The sequence below is a fragment of the Marinactinospora rubrisoli genome, assembly GCF_042664915.1.
Taxonomy (GTDB): domain Bacteria; phylum Actinomycetota; class Actinomycetes; order Streptosporangiales; family Streptosporangiaceae; genus Marinitenerispora; species Marinitenerispora rubrisoli.
This window is the reverse complement of the sequence record NZ_JBHTBH010000004.1, coordinates 35516-61350: the sequence shown is the minus strand read 5'-3', so window position 1 is coordinate 61350 and position 25835 is coordinate 35516. Positions and strand designations below refer to the sequence as shown.

Here is a 25835-nt window from a genome sequence, read left to right as displayed (position 1 = left end):
CGACGAGCGAGCGCAGGCGGCGCCGCCCCCTGCCGCAGGCCCCTCCCGCGGCGCCGGTGGAGCGGAGCGAGGAGGCGAACGCGACCTGTGGACAAGCAGGAAACGCATTGTCCACAGGCGGTGAGCTTGCAGCGGCAACACCCCGGCTGTGGATAACCTCGAAGTCGACCGACGGCCGGACCGTCGGCGGCGACCGCTCGCTCCTCCGCCGGTTACCCCCAGGCCATAACCGCCCTGACCTGCGACTTGTGGATAACTGAACCGGGTCGGCGGCAGATCTGCGAGGCTGTGCACAACCCCGTGGAAAACATGTGGAACAAGCCCCGAACCTGTGGACATCCGAGTGGGGTCCCGGCACATCGTCCCCTGCCGACGCTGATTGGTCATGCACATGCTCTCCACAGAAATACCCTTGGCCATCCACAGGGCGCCCGCGGTGCGCCCCACCCGGGCGGCCGAAGCGTGTCCCCCCGCCGCGAATGCGGGGAGAATGGGACGCCGGGCCGTGCCGCGACCGCGTGAGCGGCGCCGATCGGTTCCACTGGCCCACATGGCGCTGGACGCGGGGACGGAGCGCGGTCCCGTGACCGTGTCGGCCCGGCCGGCCGACACGTCGGCGTGCGGCCAACAGCACCAGCAGAACGTACGAAGGGGGCGAACCATGGCAGGTCACCGTGTCTGAGGCACCGGTCAACCTCGCAATGGTGTGGACGAGCGTGCTGGAGACCCTGGACAACAGCACGCTGCCTCCGCAACAACGGGCCTGGCTGCCGCAGACCAGGCCGCTGGGGTTGATCGAGGACACCGCCCTGCTGGCCGCCCCCAACGAGTTCGCCAAGGAGATCCTGGAGACCCGCCTGCGCCCGGCCATCAGCCAGGCGCTCTCCGCCGCGCTCGGCCGGGACATCCGGGTCGCGGTCACCGTCGACCCCACCGCTGTCCAGCCCGCGCCGCCGCCATCGAGCTACGGCCCGGCCACGCCGGCCACCGGGCAGCCGGCACCTCGATCCGACACCGGGGCGCACCGCCTCCCCGGCGCGGAACCGTCAGGGGCGCAGCCGGGTTACGCCCGTACCGGCCCCTCCCCCGCCATGCGCCGTCCGGAGCCGGACCCCACCCGCGGCCACGACCAGGGCGACGACCCCGGCACGCCCGCCCGCGGGTGGCAGCAGCCCGCGATCGCGTCCGAAGACGTTCCGGACCTCTCCGCCGCCGCCGAGGCGCTGCCGGACGGCCAGTTCGGTCAGCCGGACCCGCAGGGCGGCTCCCACCGCGAGCCGCGGAACGACGCCACCGGCCCCGGCCCACGGCTGGGCACCGGGGGCTACCCGGCGCACCGCCGCGGCGACGACCTCCTCGCCGGCCCGTCCGACACCAGCCCGCAGCGGCTCACCGACCCCGCAGTGCACGGGAGCAGCGGATGGTTCGCCGATGAGCGGCGCCACGAGTCGCAGCAGTCGCAGGATCCCCGCTACCGCGGGTGGACCGAGCCGCCGCGGTGGGACGCGCCGAACCGGTGGGAGACCCCGGCCTGGGAACAGCCGAACTCCGGCGGCTCCGGTGGTGCGCCCCGATCCGGCCAGAGAGCGGGGGCGGAAAGCTGGGGCGACGCCGATCCGGCCGACGGCACGGCGCTGCCGCCCGGCCCTCTCACCGGTGACGGCGCCGACACCGGTCAGCAGCCGACGTCCACCGAACCGGCCCGGCTGAACCCGAAGTACACCTTCGACACGTTCGTCATCGGCTCCAGCAACCGGTTCGCGCACGCCGCGGCGGTCGCGGTGGCCGAGGCGCCGGCGAAGGCGTACAACCCGCTGTTCGTCTACGGCGGGTCCGGCCTGGGAAAAACGCACCTGCTGCACGCCATCGGCCACTACACCCAGCGCCTCTACGACGGCGCGCGGGTGCGCTACGTCAGCTCCGAGGAGTTCACCAACGAGTTCATCAACTCGATCCGCGACGGAAAGGCCGATGGCTTCCGGCGGCGCTACCGGGACATCGACGTCCTCCTGGTGGACGACATCCAGTTCCTGGAGAACAAGGAGCAGACGCAGGAGGAGTTCTTCCACACCTTCAACACCCTGCACAACTCCAACAAGCAGATCGTCATCTCCAGCGACCGGCCTCCCAAGCAGCTGGTCACCCTGGAGGACCGGTTGCGCAACCGGTTCGAGTGGGGCCTGATCACCGACGTCCAGCCGCCCGAACTGGAGACGCGGATCGCCATCCTGCGCAAGAAGGCGGCCCAGGAAGGTCTCGCCGCACCGCCGGAGGTACTGGAGTTCATCGCGAGCAAGATCTCCACCAACATCCGGGAGCTGGAGGGCGCGCTCATCCGGGTCACCGCGTTCGCCAGCCTGAACCGGCAATCGGTGGATCTCCATCTGACCGGGATCGTGCTGAAGGACCTGATCCCCGACGACGAGGGACCGGAGATCACCGCCTCGGCGATCATGGCGCAGACCGCGTCGTACTTCGGCCTGACCACCGACGACCTGTGCGGAACGTCGCGCTCCCGGGTGCTGGTCACCGCCCGGCAGATCGCCATGTACCTGTGCCGGGAGCTCACGGACCTGTCGCTGCCGAAGATCGGTCAGCAGTTCGGGCGGGACCACACCACCGTCATGCACGCCGACCGCAAGATCCGCTCCCTCATGGCCGAACGCCGGTCGATATACAACCAGGTCACCGAACTCACCAACCGCATCAAGCAGCAGTCGCGGGACGTATGACCCGTGCGGGCCGCCGTTCCGCGGCCCGCACGCCGCGCCGGGAGGGGTGCGGAATCCCGCGCCGAACGCGCCTTTCCACCGGGGGAAGGCGCGTTCCACTGTCCCCACCCCTGTGGATAACCGGTGGACAACCCTGCGGATAACCGCGTCGAAGCTGTGGGAAACCTGTGGACAGGGTGTGGACCGACAGGCCGGAGATCCGATCACCCGATCACCACCTCTGTGTATTGGCGGTGGATAACCGGTGGATAACCAGGGGATAACCTGTGGATCCACTGTGGGGACAACTCCGCCGTCCACAGCGGGACGAGTTGTCCCCAGCCGTCACCCACAGGGGCAGTGGACAAAAATCTAGGGGGTGACCTGCGGAAACACTGGTTATCCACATTATCCACAGCCCCTACTACTACGACGCCCCTTAGATAGACCGATGACGCGTGGAAATCAGGGTTGGGCCCTTTCTGTGGACAACCCGATGACTCGACGGGGAACCGTTGGCTCTCCTTGGGGACATCGGCACCGAGCACGACGACGCGCCACCGGTCTCCGCGTCCACGGTGGCCGCCTCGGTGCCATCCCGGGTCACCTGCGGGTGTTCCCGCCCCGCTCGCGGGTTTCCGTACCGGCCAATCGGGTGTGGTGGGCAGCGCCGCCCCCGGAATCCGGGTACCGTGGGGACCTGTCCCCCTGATGCATCCGGTGGCGGAACCCGACCCCGGGACCGCACACCATCGGGCCGCGACCCGTACACACCCTGTGTGTCCAGCGATGACGTGGGGGTATGCCGTGCCCTCCGGCCCTGTCGTCCTTGAGGAAAGAGAGTCGGATAGTGAAGTTCCGGGTCGAACGTGACGTGCTCGCCGACGCCGTCGCCTGGACCGCTCGTACCCTGCCGGTCCGGCCTTCCGTCCCCGTTCTGGCCGGGATGCTGCTGGACGCCGGCGAGCACGACGGTCAGCAGCGGCTGAAGCTCTCCAGTTTCGACTACGAGGTCTCCGCCCAGGTGTCGGTCGAGATCGACGTCGAGGAACCGGGCACGACCCTCGTCTCGGGCCGGCTGCTGGCCGAGATCACCCGCAACCTGCCGCCGCAGACGGTGGAGATCAGCACCGACGGCGCCAAGGTCGTCGTCGCCTGCGGGTCCGCCAAATTCACGCTGCTGACGCTGCCCGTCGAGGACTACCCCACGCTTCCGGACATGCCGCAGCTCACCGGCTCGGTCGGCAGCGACGTGTTCGCCGCCGCCGTCGGCCAGGTGGCCATCGCGGCCGGGCGGGACGACACGCTGCCGATGCTCACCGGCGTACGCGTCGAGATCGAGGGCGACACCGTCACGCTGGCCTCCACGGACCGCTACCGGCTCGCGGTTCGTGAGCTCACCTGGAAGCCGGAGAACCCCGACCTCTCCGCGGTCGCCCTGGTTCCGGCCAAGACGCTCGCCGACACCGCCAAGTCGCTCACGACCGGCGCCGAGGTCTCCATCGCGCTCTCTACCGCCAAGACCGCCGAGGGCATGATCGGCTTCTCCGGCGGTGGCCGCCGGACCACCACGCGCCTCCTGGACGGCGACTTCCCCAAGTACCGGGCGCTGCTGCCGGACAGCTTCAACTCGGTCGCCGAGGTGCAGAAGTCGGAGTTCGTGGAGGCGGTCAAGCGCGTCTCGCTGGTCGCCGAACGCAACACCCCGCTGCGCCTGGCCTTCAGCGACGGCCAGCTGGTCCTGGAGGCGGGCACCGGCGACGAGGCCCAGGCCGTGGAGGTGCTCGACGCCGGACTTGAGGGCGACGACATTCAGATCGCCTTCAACTCCGCGTTCCTGCTGGACGGTCTGAACGCGATCGACTCCGACATCGCCCGCCTGCAGTTCACCACCTCGACCAAGCCGGCGATCATCACCGGCAAGCCCGTGGAGGACGGCGCGAGCTCCGACTACCGGTACCTGATCATGCCGGTCCGGCTGTCGAGCTGAGTCGATCCGGCGACAGGTCGCCACGTAGATTTGTCCACAAAGCCACGGGTCGCACAGGGGGAGTGACGAGCATGCAACTGGGTTTGATCGGCCTCGGCAAGATGGGCGGCAACATGGCCGCGCGGCTCCGCGAGAAGGGGCACGAGGTGGTCGGCTACGACCGCTCTCCGGACCAGCGCGACGTCGCCTCCCTCGCCGAGCTCGTCGACCGGCTGGCCGCCCCACGGACCGTGTGGCTGATGGTCCCGGCCGGTGGTCCCACGACGAACACCATCGCCGAACTCTCCGAACTGCTGGCGCCGGGCGACCTCATCATCGAGGGCGGCAACTCGCACTACGTGGACGACCGCCGGCACGCCGATGAGCTCAGCGCCAAGGGCATCCGCTACGTCGACGCGGGCGTCAGCGGTGGGGTCTGGGGCCGGCAGAACGGCTACGGGATCATGGTCGGCGGCGCGGCCGAGGACGTCGCGCACGCCAAGCCCATCTTCGACGCCCTCACCCCCGACTCCGGCGGCGGTTACGTGCACGCCGGCGGGGTCGGCGCCGGGCACTTCGTGAAGATGGTGCACAACGGCATCGAGTACGGCATGATGCAGGCCTTCGCGGAGGGCTACGAGCTCATGGCCGCCTCGGACGTCGTCGACGACGTCGTCGGCACCTTCGACAGCTGGCGCGAGGGCACGGTCGTGCGCTCCTGGCTTCTCGACCTGCTCGTGCGGGCCCTGGAGGAGGACCCCGAACTCAAGGGAATCCGCGGCTACGCCCAGGACTCCGGTGAGGGGCGCTGGACCGTGCAGGCCGCCGTCGACCACGCGGTCCCGGCACCGGTGATCACCGCGGCGCTGTTCGCCCGGTTCGCCTCCCGCCAGGACGACAGTCCGGCCATGAAGGTGGTCGCGGCGCTGCGCAACCAGTTCGGCGGCCACGCGGTGACCAAGAGCGCCGGCGACCCGGCGTAGCCGGGCACCGGGCGGCGCTTCGCCCGCACCCGGGCGCCAGAGACTCGGACCCCGTGCCGGGCGGTGTTTTCGGTTTCACGTGAAACCAAGGACACCGCCCGGCACGGGGTGATTGGTTGTCAGCGCCGCACCCGCACCGGAACCCCCGACCTGCCGACGATGGGAGAGGCCAGATGTACGTTTCGCACCTGCAACTGGCCGACTACCGGTCCTACGAGTCCGTCCAGCTGGCGATGGATCCCGGGATCAGCACGTTCGTCGGGCCCAACGGCCAGGGCAAGACGAACCTCGTCGAGGCCATCGGCTACGTCGCCACGCTCGGCAGCCACCGAGTGGCCACCGACGCTCCGCTGGTCCGTCAGGGGGCCGATCGCGCCGTCATCCGCGCGGCGGTGGTCCGGGGTGACCGGCGGGCTCTGGTCGAGCTGGAGATCACGCCCGGCCGCGCCAACCGCGCCCGCCTCAACCGCTCCCCGGTGTCGCGGCCCCGCGAGGTCCTCGGCATCCTGCGCACCGTGCTGTTCGCGCCGGAGGACCTTTCCCTCGTCAAGGGCGATCCGGGGGAACGCCGCCGCTTCCTGGACGAGTTGCTGGTCGCCCGGGCGCCCCGGTTCGCCGGCGTTCGCTCCGACTACGAGCGGGTGCTCAAACAGCGCAACGCACTGCTGAAGTCGGCCTCCGCCCGGTTCTTCCGGCAGCGCACCGAACCCGATCTCTCCACGCTGGACGTCTGGGACGAGCACCTGGCCGCCGCCGGGGCGGAACTGATGGCGGCCCGGCTCGCCCTCGTCGCCGAGCTGCAGCCGCTCGTGGCGAAGTCCTACGGCGAGCTGACGTCCTCGGGCGGGCCGCCCGCCCTCCACTACCGCAGCTCTGCGGCTCCCGACACCGGCCACCTGCCCGCTGAACGCGCCGCCCTGGTCGACCTGCTGCGCGCTGCGCTCACGGACGCCCGCCCTCAGGAGCTGCAGCGCGGCGTCAGCCTGGTCGGTCCACACCGCGACGACCTCCAGCTGCGGCTGGCCGACCTGCCGGCGAAGGGGTACGCCAGCCAGGGCGAGTCGTGGTCCTACGCGCTCGCACTGCGGCTCTCGGGCTTCGAGCTGCTCCGGGCCGACGGCGACGACCCCGTCCTGATCCTCGACGACGTCTTCGCTGAACTCGACGCCGAGCGCCGGCGCCGTCTCGCCGAGCACGTCCGCACGGCCGAGCAGGTGCTGGTGAGCGCGGCGGTGCCCGGCGACATCCCCGACGAGCTCATGGGCACCCGGTTCCGGGTGGGCGGCGGCCGGGTGGAGCGTGAGTAGCGGCGCACCGGGTCCGGGCGGTGCGGCGGATTCCCCCAGCGGTGCTGATCGAGAAGGGCCAGCCCGAGCGGCTGCGGAGCGGGTATCGGGCCGAGCGGCTGCGGAGCGGGCGGAGGACGGCGCTGCGGCGCCGACCGGGATCGAGCTCGCGCGCCAGGCGCTCGCCCAGGCGCGTGCGGCGGCCAAGGAGCGCGGCGCGTCCCGCACCGCCGCTCCCCGGCGGGTCCGCCGCGCCCCGGTCCGGTCCCGGCGCGAACCGCAGCTCTTCGGCGATGCCGTCCGGGCCTGGCTGATCGAGCACGGCTGGCAGGAGCAGGTGGCGATCGGCGGGGTGTTCGGCCGGTGGACCGAGATCGTGGGCGAGTTCAACGCCCAGCACCTGCGCCCCGTCAGCTATGAAGACGGCGAGCTGGCCATCGCCGCGGACTCCGCCACCATGGCCGCGCACGCCCGGGCCATGCAGCGTGACCTGCTGCGACGGCTCAACGAAGAACTGGGGCACGGCACCGTTCGATCGATCCGGATCCAGGGCCCGGGCCGCGGCCGCTCGGCCGGGCCGCTGCGGGTTCGCTGACGGCGATCCGCGTCCGCGGGAGAGCTGACCGTCCTGCGGGGTGGCCGTGACCCGGAGATGACGCGTTTCAGGGGTGGAAAGCCGCGCAGCGGCCACTGAACGGCGCGGGAATTTGTCGGCAGGGGTGGGCGTGTGTGGGGAGTTGCGTCCCGGCGTATTCAGCCGCTGTCGGGCAGCACAGCGCCGCGAATGCCACGTTCCGGTGATGCGCGCGGTATCATGAAACCGGTTCTTCGGACGCTTCCGCCGGCAAAGCCCGCCCCAAGAGCGGGGGGCAGGATCTGGGCGAAGTGCGCGGTGCCAGGCGGGGGCGGTCATCCGGTTCTGAACGCCTCCCGGTCATCGTGCTCACTGACCAGATGCCCTGAGAGGCTGGTAGGCGTCCCCAGCAGGAGGGTGTTCACACTTGGCCTACGACGCTCGATCAATCACTGTTCTTGAAGGGCTCGAGGCGGTTCGCAAGCGCCCCGGCATGTACATCGGATCCACCGGTGAGCGGGGTCTGCACCACCTGGTCCAAGAGATCGTGGACAACTCCGTGGACGAGGCCCTCGCCGGATACGCCAGCGCGATCGAGGTGGTCCTGCTGGCCGACGGAGGGGTGCGCGTCTCCGACAACGGCCGCGGTATCCCGGTCGGCCTCCACCCGGTGGAGAAGCGGCCGGCCGTCGAACTCGTCTTCACCACGCTGCACGCGGGCGGCAAGTTCGACGGCAAGTCCTACGCCGTCTCCGGTGGTCTGCACGGCGTCGGCGCGTCCGTCGTCAACGCGCTGTCCACCCGGCTCGACGTCGAGGTCCGCGTTGACGGCAGCGTGTGGCGGCAGAGCTACGACATGGCCCGCCCCACCGCCGACCTCGCCAGGGGTGAGGACACCGAGGAGACCGGCACCCAGATCACCTTCTGGGCCGACCCCACCATCTTCGAGACCACGACCTACAGCTTCGAGACGCTGGCGCGGCGGCTGCAGGAGATGGCGTTCCTCAACAAGGGGCTGTCCATCACCATCCGCGACGAGCGGCCGGAATTCGTGGCCGACGCTCCCGTGGTGCAGACCTTCCACTACGAGGGCGGCATCTCCGACTTCGTGCGGCACATCAACGCGACGAAGGAGGCCGCGCACGCCTCGGTGATCGACTTCGAGGAGGAGGGCGACGGCATCTCGGTCGAGATCGCGATGCAGTGGAACCAGTCCTACACCTCCTCGGTGCACACCTTCGCCAACACGATCAATACGGCGGAGGGCGGCACGCACGAGGAAGGGTTCCGTTCGGCGCTGACGTCGATCGTCAACCGGTACGCGCGCGACCAGAAGCTGCTCCGCGAGAAGGACGACAACCTCACGGGCGACGACGTCCGGGAGGGGCTCACCGCCATCATCTCCGTGAAGGTGGCCGACCCGCAGTTCGAGGGCCAGACCAAAACCAAGCTCGGCAACACCGAGGCCAAGTCGTTCGTGCAGAAGGTGTGCAACGAGCACCTGCGCGACTGGTTCGATCGCAACCCCGGCGAGGCCAAGGACATCATCAGCAAGGCCGGTCAGGCGGCCCGGGCCCGCATCGCGGCCCGCCAGGCGCGCGACCTGACCCGGCGCAAGACGCTGCTGGAGTCCACGTCGCTGCCCGGCAAGCTGTCGGACTGCCAGTCGACCGAGTCGCAGGAGTGCGAGCTCTACATCGTCGAGGGCGACTCGGCGGGCGGCTCGGCCAAGGGCGGCCGGGATCCGCACTACCAGGCGATCCTGCCCATCCGCGGCAAGATCCTCAACGTCGAGAAGGCCCGGATCGACCGCATCCTCAAGAACAACGAGGTTCAGGCGATCATCACGGCGCTCGGCACCGGCGTGCACGACGACTTCGACATCGAGAAGCTGCGGTACCACAAGATCATCTTGATGGCCGACGCCGACGTCGACGGTCAGCACATCCGCACGCTGCTGCTCACCCTGCTGTTCCGGTTCATGAAGCCGCTGATCGAGGCCGGGCACGTCTACCTCGCCCAGCCGCCGCTGTACAAGATCAAGTGGGATCCGCGCGGCAACGACGTCGACTACGTGTACTCCGACCGTGAGCGTGACGAGGTCATCGCCGCCGGGGTGGCCGCCGGCAAGCGCGACCCGCGGCCGCGCGACCTCGTCCAGCGCTTCAAGGGTCTGGGCGAGATGAACGCGAACGAGCTGTGGGACACCACCATGGACCCGGCCCGGCGCATCCTGCTGCAGGTGTCGCTGGACGACGCCGCCCAGGCCGACGAGATGTTCAGCGTGCTCATGGGCGAGGACGTCGAGGCGCGGCGCTCCTTCATCCAGCGCAACGCCCGGGACGTCCGCTTCCTTGACATCTAGCGGCCCCAGCGAGGCACCTCGACGGCAGCGAACGACTCACCAGAAAAGGATCGACATCCCGTGACGGATGCGAACACCCCGGAAGCTCCCGAGGAAGCGAACCGGCACCACCGCGTCGAACCGGTCGACATCCAGGTCGAGATGCAGCGTAGCTACCTTGACTACGCGATGTCCGTCATCGTCGGCCGTGCGCTGCCCGACGTGCGCGACGGCCTCAAGCCGGTGCACCAGCGGGTGCTGTACGCCATGTACGACGGCGGCTACCGCCCGGACCGCGGTTACTTCAAGTGCGCCCGCGTCGTCGGTGACGTGATGGGTAACTACCACCCGCACGGCGACTCACCCATCTACGACACCCTCGTGCGGCTCGCCCAGACCTGGTCCATGCGGATGCCGCTGGTCGACGGCAACGGCAACTTCGGCTCGCCGGGCAACGACCCCGCCGCGGCCATGCGGTACACCGAGTGCAAGCTCGCGCCGCTTGCCATGGAGATGCTGCGGGACATCGACAAGGACACCGTCGACTTCCGGCCGAACTACGACGGCCGCTCGCAGGAGCCCATCGTCCTGCCGGCCCGGTTCCCCAACCTGCTGGTGAACGGCTCGGCCGGTATCGCGGTGGGCATGGCCACGAACATCCCGCCGCACAACCTGCGCGAGGTGGCCGACGGCGTCAAGTGGTACCTGGAGCACCCCGATGTCTCCGACGAGGAACTGCTCGACGCCCTGATCGAGCGGATCAAGGGCCCAGACTTCCCGACCAGCGGGCTGATCGTCGGCAAGCGGGGCATCGAAGACGCCTACCGCACCGGCCGCGGCTCCATCACCATGCGCGCCGTGGTGGAGGTCGAGGAGGACAAGCGCGGCCGGCAGTGCCTGGTCGTCACCGAGCTGCCCTACCAGGTGAACCCGGACAATCTCGCGCTGAAGGTCGCCGAGCTGGTCAAGGACGGCAAGATCACCGGGATCGCCGACGTCAGGGACGAGTCGAGCGGGCGCACCGGGCGGCGGCTGGTCATCGTGCTCAAGCGCGACGCCGTCGCCAAGGTCGTGCTGAACAACCTGTACAAGCACACCCAGCTCCAGGAGACCTTCGGCGCCAACATGCTGGCCCTGGTCGACGGCGTGCCGCGCACGCTGCGGCTGGACCAGCTCATCCGGTACTGGGTCGAGCACCAGATCGAGGTCATCGTCCGGCGCACCCGGTACCTGCTCCGCAAGGCCGAGGAGCGGGCCCACATCCTGCGCGCGCTGCTGAAGGCGATCGACCGCATTGACGACGTCATCGCGCTGATCCGTGGCAGCGCCTCTGCCGACGAGGCGAAGACCGGCCTCATGGGGCTCCTGGAGATCGATGACGTCCAGGCCCGCGCCATTCTCGACATGCAGCTCCGCAAGCTGGCCGCGCTGGAGCGCCGGCAGCTCACCGACGAGTACAACGAGCTCATGGCGCAGATCGCCGACTACAACGACATCCTCGGCTCGCTGCCGCGTCAGCGCTCCATCGTCCGCGATGAGCTGGCCGAGATCGTCGAGAAGTACGGCGACGACCGCCGTACGCACATCGTCCCGTTCGAGGGCGACATGCGTATGGAGGACTTCATCGCCGAAGAGGAGATCGTCGTCACGATCAGCCGCGGCGGCTACGCCAAGCGGACCCGGATCGACAACTACCGGGCGCAGAAGCGCGGCGGCAAGGGGGTGCGCGGCGCGCAGCTCAAGCAGGACGACATCATCCAGCACTTCTTCGTGACCACCACGCACAACTGGGTGCTGTTCTTCACGAACAAGGGCCGCGTGTACCGCACCAAGGCGTACGAGCTGCCCGAGGCGGCCCGCGACGCCCGCGGCCAGCACGTCGCGAACCTGGTGCCGTTCCTGCCGGACGAGGAGATCGCGCAGGTCATGACGCTGCGCGACTACGAGGCCGCGCCGTACCTGGTGCTGGCCACCCGGTCGGGGCTGGTGAAGAAGTCCCGCCTGGCGGAGTTCGACTCCGCGCGCGCGGCCGGGATCATCGCCATCAACCTCCGCGAGGACGACGAGCTCATCGCGGCACGGCTGGTGTTCCCGACCGACGACCTGCTGCTGATCAGCAGCAACGCGCAGGCCATCCGGTTCCCGGCCTCCGACGAGTCGCTGCGCCCCATGGGGCGGGCCACCAGCGGCGTCATCGGGATGCGGTTCCTCGACGGCGACTACCTGCTCAGCATGGACGTCATCCGGGAGACCGACGGCCCCACGGACGTGCTCGTGGCCACCGAGGGCGGCTACGCCAAGCGCACACCGTCCGACCAGTACCCGCTGCAGAACCGCGGTGGCAAGGGCGTTCTCACGGCCAAGATCGTCGAGGCGCGTGGCAAGCTGGTGGGCGCGCTCATGGTGCGCCCGGAGGAGGACGAGGTCTTCGCCATCACCTCGGGCGGCGGAGTCATCCGCACCCGCAGTGCGGAGATCAAGCAGTCGGGACGTGCCACCATGGGGGTGCGTCTGATGAACCTCGACGAGGGCAACCACGTGGTCGCCATCGCCCGCAACGCCGAGGCGATGGAGGAGGACGTCGAGGACGCCGACGGGGACGGTGCCGGAGCGGTTCAGCCGGCTGAGGCGGCCGCCCCTGAGGACAACGCCGAATAGCGCCCCGCCCGCCGCCGACGGACCCCACGGGTCCGTCGGCGGCCGGTCCCGGACAACCGGCGAGCCGCACCCGGCCCCGGTCCGGGGCACAACCCCCAAAGCAGTACCTGCCAACCCACCGGTGGAGTCCGGCCCGCCTCACGGCTCTCCCGGACCGACCCGTAGATGGAAAGTCCAGCGGTAACGTGGCTATGTCTGACAATGCACAACGGGATTCCACCGCCCAGGACCAGGCCAAGACGGAACCCGACCCGAACACCGACCGCCCCACAGGGGACACGCCGCCCACCAGCGGCGCCGAGCAGGGGAACACCCCCTCCCCGAAACCGGTCCGCCCGGCGACGAAGAGTTCGGGCACCATGCGCAAGGCCCACCTGACGGTCAGCCGGGTCGAGCCGTGGTCGGTGATGAAGTTCAGCTTCGTCATCTCGCTGGTGTGCTTCGTCATCCTGTTCGTCGCGGTCGCCGTGATCTACTTCGTCCTGTCGATGCTGGGCGTCTTCGACGCGGTGACCGAGCTCATCACCTCCCTCACCGACGGCGGTGAGGGCGACGAACTCGCCCTGAACCCGGAGTCCTGGTTCTCCGCGGCCCGGGTCCTCGGCTACACCGGCCTGTTCGGCGCCCTGAACATCATGGTGATCACCGCACTGGCCTTCGTGGGCGCGATCCTGTACAACCTCGCCGCCGACCTCGTCGGAGGCATCGACATCACGCTCAGCGAGTCCGAGTAACCAGCCCCACCCCGGGCCCCCGCCACTCCCGACGGGGGCCCGAGTACTGCGCGGATGGCGCTAGAATCGGTATTGGAGAGGACATCCACGCGAGAGCCCTCCCCTCCCACCGAGGGACTCCCACCTCGGCGAACCGGTTCGCCCCGGTAGCCGGAGTGCGGTAAAGTCCCAGAGGAACGCGGGCGTATAGCTCAGTCGGTTAGAGCGCATCCCTGATAAGGATGAGGCCCCAGGTTCAAGTCCTGGTACGCCCACCCCGATCCATAGGCCACTCCCCAAAACGGGAAGTGGCCTTTTTGCTGCTCGCCGCCCGTTGTGGATCAGAAACCGGCGAAGATCTCGCCCTCCGGAACGTGGAAGTCCCGGAAGTCCATGTTCCCGATGGACAGGTTGATCTCGATCGACTGGATCGCGCCCGGTGTGGCCCGGAAGGTCAGGCCGGGGTCCGAGTACAGGTCCACGAGGAGGAGGGGCCGCCGTGTGTCCTGGATGGTCTGTTCGTCCGCGATCATGAGGAAACCGCGCTGGTAGCCCGAGGGGACCAGGGCCATGACCTGTTCCATCGTCGCCCCGGCATAGGCGGGATCGTCGAGAAGGTCGACGTGCGCCAGGAAGCCGTCCCGCTCCGAAGGGGCCTTGACCGCCTGGACGACCTGGGCCCAGACCTCGTCGTCGGAGTGGTCGGTGCGCACGATCAGCGCGGATTCGGTGTGCGGCAGAGGACGCATGCGCGTCGCCGCGTGCCGATAGCGCGGCGGGTCGGCCGGCAAGTCCAGATCCGCGCCGAAGATGTCGTCGGGTTCGGCGGGCAGGGAGGTCTTGTACTCGCTCATGTCCGTGACCTCGGCCTGAAACACCAGGTACAGCATGGCCGTCTGGCGGGCGCCGATCCGCAGGACACGCTCATGGGCGACGAAGGGAGCCCCGCCCTGGCCGTCGAAGATCCCCGGCGCGAAGGTGAAGGCCAGCAGGGGACGGTGCACAGGATCGGCCATGGTGCGGTCATCGGCGAGCAGCACCAGTTCGGGCCGCCAGGACCCGGCGTGCTGCACCGCCCGACACACCTCGGCGGTGGTGGCGCCCCGCCATGCGAGGTCGTCCACCACGACCAGCTGTTTCGGAGCGTGCGCGAGTACAGGCGCCACGGCCTCATGCCCCACCCGCGGCCCCACCGGACACCGGCGCACCCCGGGCAGGCCGGCCAGCCGCGCGAAGGTGGCCTGCCAGGCGTCCTCATCACCGAAGCCGGTCCGCACCAGGAGAAAGCCCGGGATCTCCTCCCCCGTATCGGATCGCGGGACGGCGGGCAGAGCAGGGCGTGACATCACGAACCACCTTGCACAGAGAAGGGGTGGGACGTCCCTGTGTGTACCAGTACGGGGTGACAGCCCGGGCGCCCGCCGCCCCGGTCACGGCGCCGTGCGGCCTGATTCGTTCGCCGGCTACTCGATGAGCTCCACCGCCGGATGCTCCGGAGATGGCTCCTCGAACAGCGATCCGGAACCTCCGCGCAGGTGCAGGTCGAAGAACGCCGACAGGTAGGCGCGCTGCGCCGCGAGGCTCTGCTCATGAGGCACTGTGCCGATCGCCTCGGTCAGCAGCCGCTCTTCCTCTTCCAGCTCTAGGGCGTCGGCGAGCTGTGGGAGCAGGACCTGGTGGTCGGTGAAGCTCATGTGTTCGCCGTCCGCCATGTACACGTCGCGCCGCCAGCCGGTGGAGCGGTCCCAGAAGGTTCGCCACTCCGGGGTGTCCAGGTGGTGGTGCGGGCGGCCGTCGTCGCCGCTGGTGCCGGCGCCCATGAGGAGGAAGGGGCGGTCGACGCCGGTCTCGGCGGCCTGGCCGTAGCGGGGCGGCATGCTGCCGTCCATGTTGACGCCCGCGTCGATGCGCGGGTCGGTGAGCATCGTCTCGGCGCTGGCGAACCCGCCCATCGAGTGGCCGAACATGCCGACGCGGGTGAGATCGAGGGCGGCGGCGACACCGTCCGGGATCGGGCGGTCGAGGGTGTCGGGGTTCGCGCCCGAGCGGAGGTCCGCGAGTTCGTCGAGCACGAAGGTGATGTCACGCACCCGCTCGCGGAGGGCCTGGGACATGTCCACTCCGGATGCGGGGAATTCCATCCCGTCCGGCAGTTCCACGGGGGCCTGGTAGGTGTGGTCCACCGTCACGACAATGTGGCCGCGGCTGGCCAGGTCCTCCACCAGGGTGGTGCCCATCGTCCGCGACAGACCGCCGCCCGGCGAGTACACCAGCACGGGCAGGTCGGTGGCTCCGGGCGCCGCGGGGACGCCGGTGCGGGCGTGGGTGCGGATACCGGTGAAGTCGACGCTGTCGGCGGGGGCGCCGAGGCTTTCCACCGATTGTTCGTGGTAGGACGCCAGGTCGTGCGACATGTACGGCGTCCGCGGGCCGCGGGCGTGCGGGGCGGCCGGGTACCAGATGTTCACCATCACCTCGCGGGGGCCGCCGTCCGGCGCCCACGGGTCGGTGCGGTCCGCGTCGACCAGGTGCATCTCGAAGGTGCCCAACCGGTGGGGGCCGGAGGGTTCGGGCAGGGTCGGTGTGACGGTGCGCAGTGCGTCGTCGGCGCGGGCGGTGGCGGGCGGCGCCAGCAGCGCCGCGGCGGCGGTCACGAGGGCGGCGGCCGACGCGGCGACGGCGGCCCGGCGGCGGGAGTGCGGAATTCGAGCTGACATGGCCCCAGTCTTCGCGGGGACGCGGGAGCCGGACATCCGCCGAAAGCGTCGGACCGGCTATGCCGAACGGCATGGCCGCCCTGGTGCGTCAGAACTCTTCGACCAGTCCGGCCTGGTAGGCGATGATCGCGGCCTGCACCCGGTTGCGGACCTCCAGCCGCCGCAGGATGGTGCTCACGAACACCTTCACCGTCCCCTCCACCACGTGCAGCCGCCGCCCGATCTCGGCGTTGGACATCCCCCGTCCGACGAGCGCCAGCACCTCACGTTCCCGGGCGGTGAGCGCGGCGACCCGGTCCCGAGCGCGGGCGTGGGCCGACATGCGGTCGCCGGTGCCGCCGGAGAACTCGGTGATCACCCGCTTGGCGATCCGCGGCGACAGGTACGCCGCGCCTTCCGTCACCGCGCGCAGGCCGGCTAGGAGCTCCTGCGGATCGCCGGTCTTGAGGAGGAAGCCGCTCGCGCCGCCGCTCAGGGCGCGGGCGATGTACTCGTCTTCGGAGAAGGTGGTCAGCATGATGACGGCGGTTCCGGGGAGCAGCCGGCGGATCTCGGCGGCGGCCGCCAGGCCGTCCAGGCCGGGCATGACGATGTCGAGCAGCGCGACGTCCGGCCGGTGCGACCGCGCCGACTCGACCGCCGTCCGGCCGTCGGCGGCCTCCGCCACCACGTCGACCTCCGGGTCGGCCTGGAGGATGGCGCGGACCCCGGCGCGAATCAGCGGTTCGTCGTCGGCCAGAAGTACCCGGATCACCGGGCGTCGTCCTCGTGGGCGGGGTCGGCAGGGCGGTTCCCGGCGGGCCGTACCGCGGCCGGCGGGTGCGACAGGACGGCATGCGGCACCGCGTCCTTGGCGACCAGCAGGTCCGCGTCGAAGCAGAGCCGGTAGTACAGGGTGACGCCGTCGGGGTGGCGCGGCCAGTAGTAGCGGCAGGTGGCGCCGAACGGTGCCGCCGGCTCGGCGACCGGGTACACGTCCACGACCTCCAGCGGTGGGAGCCGCCGTTCCACCGTGGCGCGCTGCTGTCCCACCCGGAGCCGATCGTAGTCGTCGGCGTCCAGCCGCCCGCCCGCCCCGGTCAGTCCGGCGACGCCGAACACCGCCCCGCCGGCCGCGGCGGTGGCCAGTACCAGGCCGATGGCGCCCGCGCGGAGGCCGCGGTTCATCCGCCGCCGCGACTCCTCCCGGCCGGGCGGGGGCCCCACGAGCGCGGGAGCGTCCCAGAACACGGCGTCCGGCTCCCTCGATTCCGCCGCCGCCCCTTCTGAGCCGCCGTGCGGCAGCACCGCGGTCAGTTCGAACCCGCCGTCACGTGGCCCGGCCCGTAGCGTTCCGCCCGCGAGGTGGACGCGCTCGTGCAGGCCGGCCAGTCCCTGCCGCCCGCCGCCGGGCTCCGCCGCGGGACCGCCCGATGGTCCGTTGGCCACGGTCACCGTGGTCTCCGCGGCCGTGTGCGCCACGACGACCTGGACGGACGCACCGGGGGCGTGTTTCGCGGCGTTGGTCATTCCCTCCTGGACGACGCGGTGGACGGCGCGCAGTACCGTCGGCGGCAGTGCGTCGGCCGCGCCCGTGCGGCGCAGTTCGACGGCCAGGCCCGACGACCGCGCGCGGTCGACCAGTGCGTCGAGGTCCCCCGGCGCGGTCAGCGCCGTCGACGGGTCGCCGTCCGGCCGGAGCACGCCGATGATGTCCCGGAGCCGTTCGGTGGCGTCGGCGATCCCGGTCCGCAATTCGCGGACCGCCGCCCGGTGCCGTTCGTCAAGGCCGGGGTCGACCTGCAGAGCGGCGGCCCGCAATGCGACGAGGCTCAGCTCGTGGCCGAGCGAGTCGTGCATGTCTTGGGCGATACGGGCCCGCTCCCGCAGCCGCGCCTGCTCGGCGGCGGTCCGCTGCTGCCGCTCCAGCAGTGCGGCGCGCTGCCACCCGGCCGCGGCGAGCTCGATACGCTGCCGCCGGTACCGGCCCGCCAGCCAAGGTACCCCGATCGCGACCAGCAGCACGAGGGCGAGCAGCAGCCCATCGTGGAGCCCGGCCAGTACCCCGAACGCGCCGCGTAGGCCGGCCTGCTGTCCGACCGCGCCCAGCACGGCGACGCCGGCGTACCCCACTCCGGCGAGCAGCACCGGCCGTGCATCGGCCACCCGGCGGCCGGTGAGGTATCCGAAGACCGCCGTGGCGACCAGCGGCCAGCCGAACGGGAAGCCCGTCTCCAGCGGTCCCTGCAGGGCGAGCTGCACCAGCGCCGTCGCGACGACGACGCACACCGCCGCCACCGGCCGGGCACGGGCCAGCGCGACCGCGCCGCCGAGCACCACCGCCGCGACCGCCGCCTCCGCCCACGCCCCGTACCCCCGCCCGCTGGCGACGGCGGACGCGGCCAGGACGACGGGCAGCGCCGTGAGCGCCGCCCACAGCAGGACGTCGAGCATGAGCGTCCGGCGGGAGCGCCGCGCGGTGGCAGTGCCGTTCTCCATCGGACCTCCAGTCGTTGTGCCGGTGCTGCCCCAGCGTGCCACCGTTCGACAGGCGTGGGCATCTGCCGATCGACAGATGCGACGTTCGCCGATGGCCAGGTCAGCCGGCGCCCACGTTCCTCCTCGTTCGCCGGTACGACCAATACGGATGAAGGCTCGCTGTGAGTGAGTTCCAGCATCCGGACACGCGTCGCCGGGTACCTGACCCTCCACGCCGGGGTACGGCCGTGCCCCGGCAGGGTCTCGCACGCGATCGAGCGTCCGCTCGTCCGGTCGCCCCGGCCACCGGCTGCGCCCGGTGGCGCCTTGCGGAACCGCCCGGTCGAGCGGCGCATCGTACTCGGCGTGCGGCGGACGGCTGTACGCGCACTTTCCGGGGGTGCCGATGGAGTGGCTGCTGGGGCGTGCCGACTTCCGGGCCGAGCGTCGGGCGTGGTTCGACGACGGCAACATCCTGGAGATCTTCGTCCAGCACGACGGTTACCTGGACTGGGACGAGGCCGTCGACGCGGGGGTACGCGCGGCGGTAGGGCGTGTCTCCGGTGCGGCGCCGTCAGTGCCAGCTCGCGTGGGCGAGAACCCGGGCGACCATCACGGGCTCGGCGGAGCCGACGGCGCGGGCAGTGGACAGGGCCTGCGGGTATCCATGGTGGCCGGGCGCGACCGTGCCGTCCGGCCACGGTTCGCGCGAGGTCTGCGGCAGCACCCGGTACGGGAGCGCCCACCATGGCCAGGGGCGGTCGTTGCCCAGATAGCGGCGGATCGCCGCGTCGTCCAGCGGCTCCCCCGGCCGGGCGCCGCGGTCGAAAGCGACGGAGACGTCACGCGCCCGCGTGTCCGGTGCGGCCTCCGGCCATTCCCGTACCGGTTCGCCCGCGACCACGACCGCGAGCTTCTCCAGCACCGCCAGGTAGCGGTAGCCCATGGGGATCCCGTCGAACGGCGACTCCCCGGCGACCCGCAGCACATAGGGGTCGGCGGCGGCAGCGGGGTCGTCCGGCACCCAGGCCCGTGCCCAGCCGCGGGCCTCGATCACCCACTGCGTCCGGGACTCGGCCACGTCGAACGGGTCGAGACCGCCGGACGGAAAGTCGTAGCGGATGGCGGTCGGGGCCTGCGGAGTCATGCCCCCCACCCTAGGAACCGTGGCCGAGAATGCCCCCATGGCACCGACATCTCCGGCGTCGCGGCTGGTGGCCGCGGCCGCCAGGACGCACCTCCGTCCGCTCGGCTTGCGGCAGCGTGGCCGGTCTCGCCTGTGGGTGGACGACCATGGCTGGTGGCTGGGGCTCGTGGAGTTCCCGTCGCCCGGGTGGAGCCAGGGCAGCGGATTGCGGGTGGGGGCGATGTGGCTGTGGCAGGACCTCGGCCACATCGCGTTCAACATCGGGGAGCGGCTGAGCGTGACCGAGGATTACCGCGGCGACGAACAGTTCGCGCGGGTGGCGGACGACCTTGCCGGCCGGGCGCGCACGCGGGTGGAGCGACTGCGCCGCCGGTTCCCCGACCTCGCGGCCGTGGCGGGCCACCTGACCGCTCAGCCGGCCGGGCGCGGCCGGTTCTGGGAGCCATGGAACGCCGGGGTCGCCGCGGCGCTGGTCGGGGACGCCGCACTGGCCCGGGAGCGGTTCGCCGACGTCCTTGCCGAGGAGGCCGTCGCGCCCTGGATGGAGGAGGCCCAGCGGGCCGCGCGGGACCTGGCCGGTGTGGTATCCGACGGCGACGCCGTCAGGGCGTGGGCGCGGAGCCGGATCGCCTCCTGCCGTGAGCGGCTGCGCCTGGGGCCGTCGGAACCGCGCGCGGTGGTGCTCTGAGGGGATTCCGCCGGATGCCCATGGTGATCCGGCGCCGCCGACCGTCGGCCGGGCCGCCGTGCGGGTGCCGTCCGCGCCGGGAAGGGGGCCCAGTACGGATCCCTAGAACGAGGGACCTCCGAACCCGATCTCGTTGCCGTCGGCATCGCGGTAGCACACCTTGCGCACGCCGTTCGGGTAGGTCTCCCGGGCGACGGGGTCGATTCCGCTCTCGGAGATCCGGGCGACGACGCCATCGAGGTCGTCGACGAAGACGGTCTGGACCGCGTGGCCGGCGTGCTCGGCGTTCTGCTGGATGTACAGGTACCGGCGCTCGTCGAGCTCCCACACCGCCTCCGTGTCGGAGGCGAGGAAGGTGGGTTCCGCGCCCAGCAGACGCGCGTACCAGGCTCGGGCGGCCTCGTAGTCGCGGACGTAGATTCCGGCGAACAGGGCGAGTGGCATGCGGTCATGCTAGGCGCGGCCGACGACGGTCCCCGGCGCCGGCGCGCCCCTCTCAGGACGCCCGGTGCCCGCCCCGGCGTTCCCGGCGCGTGCGCCACAGGGCCCGCACTCGTACCGCGACGAACACGGCCACCGCCAGGACGATGACGGCCGCGACCCCCTTGGAGAAGACCCCGACGTACTCCTCGACCAGCCACCAGCTCTCGCCCAGCAGGTATCCGGCCAGCACGAACACCGTGTTCCAGATCAGGCTGCCCAGAGTGGTGAACAGCAGGAACGTGCTCAGCCGCATCCGCTCGATGCCCGCCGGGATGGAGATGAAGCTGCGGAAGATCGGCACCATCCGCCCGAAGAACACCGCCTTCACCCCGTGCCGCCGGAACCACGCCTCCGACCGGTCGACGTCGGACACCTTCACCAGCGGCATCCACGTGGCGATGGCGCGCATCCGGTCGCGGCCCAGCAGCGCCCCGAGGCCGTACAGCACCAGCGCGCCGACTACCGACCCGGTGGTCGTCCACGCGATGGCTCCCGCGAGGTCCATGTTCCCCTGGCTGGCGGTGAACCCGGCGAGCGGCAGGATCACCTCGCTGGGGATCGGCGGGAAGATGTTCTCCAGGGCGATGGCGATCGCCGCTCCGGGGCCGCCGAGGGTCTCCATCAGCGAGACGACCCAGGAGACGAGCCCTCCCTCTTCCGGTGCGGCGGCGGTCAGGGGCGTGAGCACGGACACGTGGCGACTCCATGGGATGCGATGTGGGCGCTCGCCGGCATCGGGCCGCGAGCGTGGGCGGGTCGGCGAATCGGTCCGTCCGCGAATCGGTCCGTCGGCGAATCGACAGGTCGACAGGCCGCCCCAGAGAGTTGTCGACCGGGCAGGGGCTGCTGCGTCCGCTGCCCGTCGGCACGTTTCGAAACGGTACGGACGGCGGCGGCCCGATCCCATCCGGCGGACGGCCCGGTCGCCTGCCCGGCGCCCGCAGGGGATTCGTGCGGGAAACCGCAGTACACGGCGCCGAGGCCGCCGAATATTGTCCGACGTGTGCGCGACGAGGAAGAGACGACGAGGACGGCGGCGGCCGTACCGGAGCCCGGCCCCACGGCCACCCGCCCCGGTGCCCTGGCGCGGGAGTGGGGCCTGGCCGCGGCCGGGGCGGGGCTGGGCACCGTCACGGCGGTCGCAGAGATCGGGCTCCTCCTGCTCCTGGCCGCCGTGGCGCTGACGCTGGCGCCGCTGGCGGCCTGGCCACCGGCCCGCCGCGCCCTCGCCCGGCCCGCGGCGGGCGCCATCGCAACGATGACCGCCGTGGAGCGCGCCCGGCTGGCCGTCTTCTTCGGCCGGCAGATCGCCGGCCGTCCAGGGACCGCCCGCTCCCTGGCCTACCTCACCGCCCGCTGGCCGGTCGGGATCTTCGGCGGGTTCGTCCTCGCGGTCTTCCCCGGCGGCCTCTACCTCGCCATCTCGCCGCTGAACGTCCTCGACGGCAACGACCCGGCGATCATCGTCGTCGGCGTGGTCTTCATGTACCTCAGCGTCCAGGGCACGGTGGGGCTGGTCGGCATGGAACGCGCGCTCGCCCGGTGGCTGCTCGGCCCCAGCCCGCAGGACCTCCTGGAACAGCGGGTCGCCGAGCTGACCGAGAGCCGCGCCGGCGTGGTGGCGGCCGTCGACGACGAGCGCCGCCGCATCGAGCGTGACCTGCACGACGGCGTGCAGCAGCGCCTCGTCGCCCTGGCCATGCTCCTCGGCCGGGCCCGCCGTGGCACCGACCCGCGCCGCAGCGGTGACCTGCTGAACCAGGCGCACGACGAGGCACAGCGGGCGCTCACCGAGCTGCGGGAGGTGGCCTGGCGCGTCTACCCCGCGACCCTGGACGAACTCGGCCTGCGGAGCGCCCTCCACGGCGTCGCCGAACGCTCCGGCATCCCTGTCCGCATCGACTACCGGCTCGCCCAGCGGCCGGCCCGGCAGGTCGAGACGGCCGTCTACTTCGTGGTCCGCGAGGCGGTCACGAACGCGGCCAAGCACTCCGCCGCCGCCTCGATCACCGTCGACGTCGGGCACGCCCACGGCACCGGCGCGATCAGCGTCCGCGTCACGGACGACGGCGTCGGCGGCGCGGATCCGCGCGGCAGCGGGCTGTCCGGCCTCGCCCGCCGGGTCGCCGCCCTGGACGGCCGGTTCCGGGTGCACAGCCCGACCGGCGGCCCGACCACGATCGCCGTGGACCTGCCGTCGCCTCCGGCCTGACCCGCCGTTCCGCACGTCCCCGAACGACTCCCAACGTCACGGCCCGCCCGTCCGGGACGCCCGGTGTTTCCCCCAGCAGGGCCGGGGTACAACCCGGGACTCATGACCACGAACGGCCGCGGAATCCCTCAGTGGCAACCGGCGCAGACCGCTAGAATGCGTTGCCATTGGCGTCGGTCGCGCTATTCGCCCATTCGGCCGATACCCCTTCCCTTCCCCTTCGCCGCTCGGCCCCCCACGTCTGCGCTGGGTGCGGGCCAGCCGGACCCTGGAGGTCGCTCTTGCCGGACACCCCCCGATCCCCGAACCTGCTCCGGCTGGGAAGTGTGCTGGCGGGCGCGGCCCTACTGCTGAGCGCCGGCTGCTCGACCGGCACCGACGCCCAGACCTCCAGTGAGGAGTCGGCCGCCAACGACGTCGACGTGACCATCACGCCCGCCGACGGAACCGACGAAGTCCGCCCGGACCTGCCGATCGTCGTCGCGGCCGACGGCGGCACCATCACCGACGTGACGGTGCAGCGCGCCTCCGCCGACGCCGAGGCCGACGAGGCCGGCAACACCGACCCCGAGAGCGTGCACGCCATCACCGGTACGCTCAACGACGCCAAGACCGAGTGGACGAGCGACTGGACGCTCCCTCCGGGCAGCGACTTCACCGTGACCGCCAGCGTCGAGAACCCCGAGGGAGAGGCGAGCGAGGTCATCAGCTCCTTCTCCACCCTTGAGGCCGTCGAGGGCCGCCGCCTGGAGCTGCAGTCCAACTTCCCCGCCAGCGGCAACGAGGTCGGCGTGGGCATGCCGATCATCATCGACTTCGACATGCCGGTGCAGAACAAGGCGCAGGTCGAGGCCGCCATGACGGTCCGCTCGGAGCAGCCGGCGCAGGGCGCGTGGAACTGGTTCGGCGACCAGCGGGTCGTCTTCCGCACTGAGGAGTACTGGGAGCCGAACCAGCAGGTGGTCGTCGACATGCGTTTCGCGGGCGTGCAGGCCGCCGAGGGCGTGTACGGCGTGAAGAACTACCAGCTCCGGTTCGACGTCGGCCGCTCGCAGATCAGCCGGGTGGACAACAACACCCACCGCATGCTGGTGGAGCGCGACGGCGAGCAGATCCAGGACTTCCCGATCAGCAACGGCGACGGCAGCCGGCCGGAGTACCGCACCACCAGCGGCATCCACCTGACGATGGAGCGGCACCGCGACTACGTCATGGACTCCGCCACCATCGGCATCCCGGAGGACTCGCCCGAGGCGTACAAGCTGACCGTGCCCTATGCCGTCCGCTTCTCCAACAGCGGCGAGTTCGCGCACACCTCCGAGGGCAACACCTCGCTCGGCATCGACAACGTGAGCCACGGCTGCACCAACATGAGCCTGGAAGACTCGCGCTGGTTCTACGAGAACACGCTGATCGGCGACCCCTACATCGTCACCGGCACCACGCGGGAGCTGGAGGTCGACAACGGGTGGGGCTACTGGCAGCGCTCGTGGGAGGACTGGCTGGCCAACAGCGAGACGGGTGAGGCCGACCGAACCGACGACGCGGTCGCGCCCGGCTCCTCGCAGTCCGCGGCCTGACACCAGGCCCACGGCACCCTGCGCCGCCCGCGTTCCACAGACGGGACACGGGCGGCGTTCCGCTTTCCCGGGCGCCGCTCCGGTGCTCGGCACCTCCACGACACGACGGGCGGACGCGTCGGTCACCGTCGGCGGCGCGTGATCGACGTAGGGTCGGATCGACCGGCCGTCGGCCGACCTCAGGCACTCCACCGCCGGTCGGCCCGCATCTCTGAGGACGCCTCATGGAGTGGAGCCAGGAACCGGCCCCCGTGGCACTGCGGGCACGCGGCGACGTGTTCCGCATGGCGAGCGGGTTCATGGCCGCACAGGTCGCCGGGTCCGCCGCGCGGCTGAGGGTGATGGACCGGATCGGCGACGGCGAGCGGACCGCCGAGGCGCTGGCCGCGGAGTGCGGTACGGACGCGCAGGCCATGCTCCGGCTGCTGCGCGCGATGGCCGCGCTGGGGCTGCTGGCCGAGAACGCCCCGGGCCGCTTCTCGCCGACCGTGGCCGGCTCCCTGCTACGGACCGACCTCCCCGGCTCCGTGCACGCGTTCGTGCTGATGCTCACCGACCCCGCCCTGACGCGGGCCTGGGAGCATCTCGAAGTCAGCATCCGCACCGGCCGCACCGCCTTCGACGGGGTGTTCGGCACGGACTTCTTCAGCTACCTCGGCGAGGACGCCGAACTGTCCGCGCGCTTCAACACGGCGATGAGCGACACCACGCGCGCCACCGCCGCCGCGCTCCCGGAGTACTGCGACTTCGGCCGGTTCCGGACGGTCGTGGACGTGGGCGGCGGCGACGGCACCCTGCTCGCCCAGGTCCTGAGCGCCCATCCGGCGCTCCGCGGGATCGTCTTCGACACCCACGAGGGGCTCGCCCAGACGGAGGAGACACTACGGCGTGCGGGCGTCGGCGAGCGCTGCTCCCTGGCCAGCGGCGACTTCTTCGCCGCCGTCCCCGGCGGAGGGGATCTCTACCTGCTCAAGAGCGTCCTGCACGACTGGGACGACGAACGCGCGGTCACCATCCTCGGCAACTGCCGCCGGGTGATCCCCGGCCACGGCCGGCTGCTGATCATCGAACCCGTGCTGCCGGCCACCGTCGACGCGTCGGTCCCGGCGATCCTGTACCTCAACGACCTGAACATGCTGGTGAACCTGGGCGGCCGGGAGCGCACCCGGGCCGAGTTCGCCGCCCTCTGCGAGCGGGCGGGCTTCACCCTGGCGAGCGTCACGCCGCTGTGGCCGCCGCACGAGTTCTCGCTGATCGAAGCCGTTCCGGCGCCGCCCGGGGACGGCGCCGCGCGGTAGCGCCGGGGCGGGCGG

Annotated in this window: 19 protein-coding genes and 1 tRNA gene; 13 read left to right on the top strand and 7 right to left on the bottom strand. The window is 71.2% G+C overall.

Translation table 11 applies throughout. The annotated features are described in order from the left end of the window. Positions 1-701: 701 nt before the first annotated feature. The 9 genes from dnaA to ACFQRF_RS09285 all read left to right on the top strand — a co-directional run bounded on the left by dnaA (position 702) and on the right by ACFQRF_RS09285 (position 13513). The gene (dnaA, locus tag ACFQRF_RS09325) at positions 702-2732 is read left to right on the top strand and encodes a chromosomal replication initiator protein DnaA (RefSeq protein WP_379870985.1); all 2031 of its coding nucleotides are present in this window, start codon (positions 702-704) and stop codon (positions 2730-2732) included. Positions 2733-3561: 829 nt separating this feature from the next. Then, positions 3562-4701 (top strand): DNA polymerase III subunit beta, encoded by a 1140-nt coding sequence (dnaN, locus tag ACFQRF_RS09320; protein WP_379870527.1) that lies wholly within the window; start codon positions 3562-3564, stop codon positions 4699-4701. A 62-nt stretch (positions 4702-4763) separates the two neighbouring features. Next, positions 4764-5663: a phosphogluconate dehydrogenase (NAD(+)-dependent, decarboxylating) gene (gene gnd / locus ACFQRF_RS09315; protein ID WP_379870526.1), complete on the top strand. Its 900-nt coding sequence runs from the start codon at positions 4764-4766 to the stop codon at positions 5661-5663. Between the two features lie 173 nt (positions 5664-5836). Beyond that, on the top strand, positions 5837-6970 hold the full coding sequence (recF, locus tag ACFQRF_RS09310; protein ID WP_379870524.1) for a DNA replication/repair protein RecF: 1134 nt from the start codon (positions 5837-5839) through the stop codon (positions 6968-6970). After that, positions 6963-7544 (top strand): DciA family protein, encoded by a 582-nt coding sequence (locus ACFQRF_RS09305; protein ID WP_379870522.1) that lies wholly within the window; start codon positions 6963-6965, stop codon positions 7542-7544. Before recF ends, ACFQRF_RS09305 begins: the two co-directional genes overlap by 8 nt. A 406-nt stretch (positions 7545-7950) precedes the next feature. Then, positions 7951-9888: a DNA topoisomerase (ATP-hydrolyzing) subunit B gene (gene gyrB / locus ACFQRF_RS09300; protein WP_379870521.1), complete on the top strand. Its 1938-nt coding sequence runs from the start codon at positions 7951-7953 to the stop codon at positions 9886-9888. Between the two features lie 60 nt (positions 9889-9948). Next, positions 9949-12525 (top strand): DNA gyrase subunit A, encoded by a 2577-nt coding sequence (gene gyrA, locus ACFQRF_RS09295; protein ID WP_379870519.1) that lies wholly within the window; start codon positions 9949-9951, stop codon positions 12523-12525. Positions 12526-12716: 191 nt separating this feature from the next. Beyond that, positions 12717-13259, top strand: coding sequence for a DUF3566 domain-containing protein (locus ACFQRF_RS09290; RefSeq protein WP_379870518.1), 543 nt, complete (start codon positions 12717-12719; stop codon positions 13257-13259). Between the two features lie 180 nt (positions 13260-13439). Further along, positions 13440-13513 (top strand) — tRNA-Ile (locus ACFQRF_RS09285). Between the two features lie 66 nt (positions 13514-13579). On the opposite strand, the gene ACFQRF_RS09280 is transcribed toward ACFQRF_RS09285, so the two are convergent. The 5 genes from ACFQRF_RS09280 to ACFQRF_RS09260 form a co-directional block, all read right to left on the bottom strand. After that, positions 13580-14584, bottom strand: a complete 1005-nt coding sequence (locus tag ACFQRF_RS09280; protein ID WP_379870517.1) for a DUF6924 domain-containing protein — start codon at positions 14582-14584, stop codon at positions 13580-13582. A 117-nt stretch (positions 14585-14701) separates the two neighbouring features. After that, the gene (locus tag ACFQRF_RS09275; RefSeq protein ID WP_379870515.1) at positions 14702-15955 is read right to left on the bottom strand and encodes an alpha/beta hydrolase family protein; all 1254 of its coding nucleotides are present in this window, start codon (positions 15953-15955) and stop codon (positions 14702-14704) included. An 88-nt stretch (positions 15956-16043) separates the two neighbouring features. Next, positions 16044-16709 carry a response regulator gene (locus ACFQRF_RS09270; protein WP_379870514.1) on the bottom strand — a complete coding sequence of 222 codons (666 nt, stop codon included), beginning with the start codon at positions 16707-16709 and terminating at the stop codon, positions 16044-16046. Beyond that, positions 16706-18433: a sensor histidine kinase gene (locus ACFQRF_RS09265; protein WP_379870513.1), complete on the bottom strand. Its 1728-nt coding sequence runs from the start codon at positions 18431-18433 to the stop codon at positions 16706-16708. Before ACFQRF_RS09265 ends, ACFQRF_RS09270 begins: the two co-directional genes overlap by 4 nt. A gap of 553 nt (positions 18434-18986) precedes the next feature. Beyond that, positions 18987-19559 (bottom strand): hypothetical protein, encoded by a 573-nt coding sequence (locus ACFQRF_RS09260; RefSeq protein ID WP_379870511.1) that lies wholly within the window; start codon positions 19557-19559, stop codon positions 18987-18989. Between the two features lie 37 nt (positions 19560-19596). Here ACFQRF_RS09260 and ACFQRF_RS09255 point away from each other — a divergent pair, with 37 nt between their 5' ends. Continuing rightward, complete coding sequence (locus tag ACFQRF_RS09255) at positions 19597-20247, top strand: hypothetical protein (protein ID WP_379870510.1); 651 nt, start codon at positions 19597-19599, stop codon at positions 20245-20247. 102 nt (positions 20248-20349) lie between these two features. On the opposite strand, the gene ACFQRF_RS09250 is transcribed toward ACFQRF_RS09255, so the two are convergent. Both ACFQRF_RS09250 and ACFQRF_RS09245 read right to left on the bottom strand, forming a co-directional pair. Continuing rightward, complete coding sequence (locus ACFQRF_RS09250; RefSeq protein WP_379870509.1) at positions 20350-20691, bottom strand: VOC family protein; 342 nt, start codon at positions 20689-20691, stop codon at positions 20350-20352. A 52-nt stretch (positions 20692-20743) separates the two neighbouring features. Continuing rightward, complete coding sequence (locus tag ACFQRF_RS09245) at positions 20744-21352, bottom strand: DedA family protein (protein WP_379870984.1); 609 nt, start codon at positions 21350-21352, stop codon at positions 20744-20746. A gap of 381 nt (positions 21353-21733) precedes the next feature. Here ACFQRF_RS09245 and ACFQRF_RS09240 point away from each other — a divergent pair, with 381 nt between their 5' ends. From ACFQRF_RS09240 to ACFQRF_RS09230, 3 genes are all read left to right on the top strand, one after another. Continuing rightward, the gene (locus ACFQRF_RS09240; RefSeq protein ID WP_379870508.1) at positions 21734-22942 is read left to right on the top strand and encodes a sensor histidine kinase; all 1209 of its coding nucleotides are present in this window, start codon (positions 21734-21736) and stop codon (positions 22940-22942) included. 281 nt (positions 22943-23223) lie between these two features. Continuing rightward, positions 23224-24522, top strand: a complete 1299-nt coding sequence (locus tag ACFQRF_RS09235; protein ID WP_379870506.1) for a L,D-transpeptidase — start codon at positions 23224-23226, stop codon at positions 24520-24522. Positions 24523-24746: 224 nt separating this feature from the next. Next, positions 24747-25820: a methyltransferase gene (locus tag ACFQRF_RS09230; protein WP_379870505.1), complete on the top strand. Its 1074-nt coding sequence runs from the start codon at positions 24747-24749 to the stop codon at positions 25818-25820. Positions 25821-25835 lie beyond the last annotated feature (15 nt).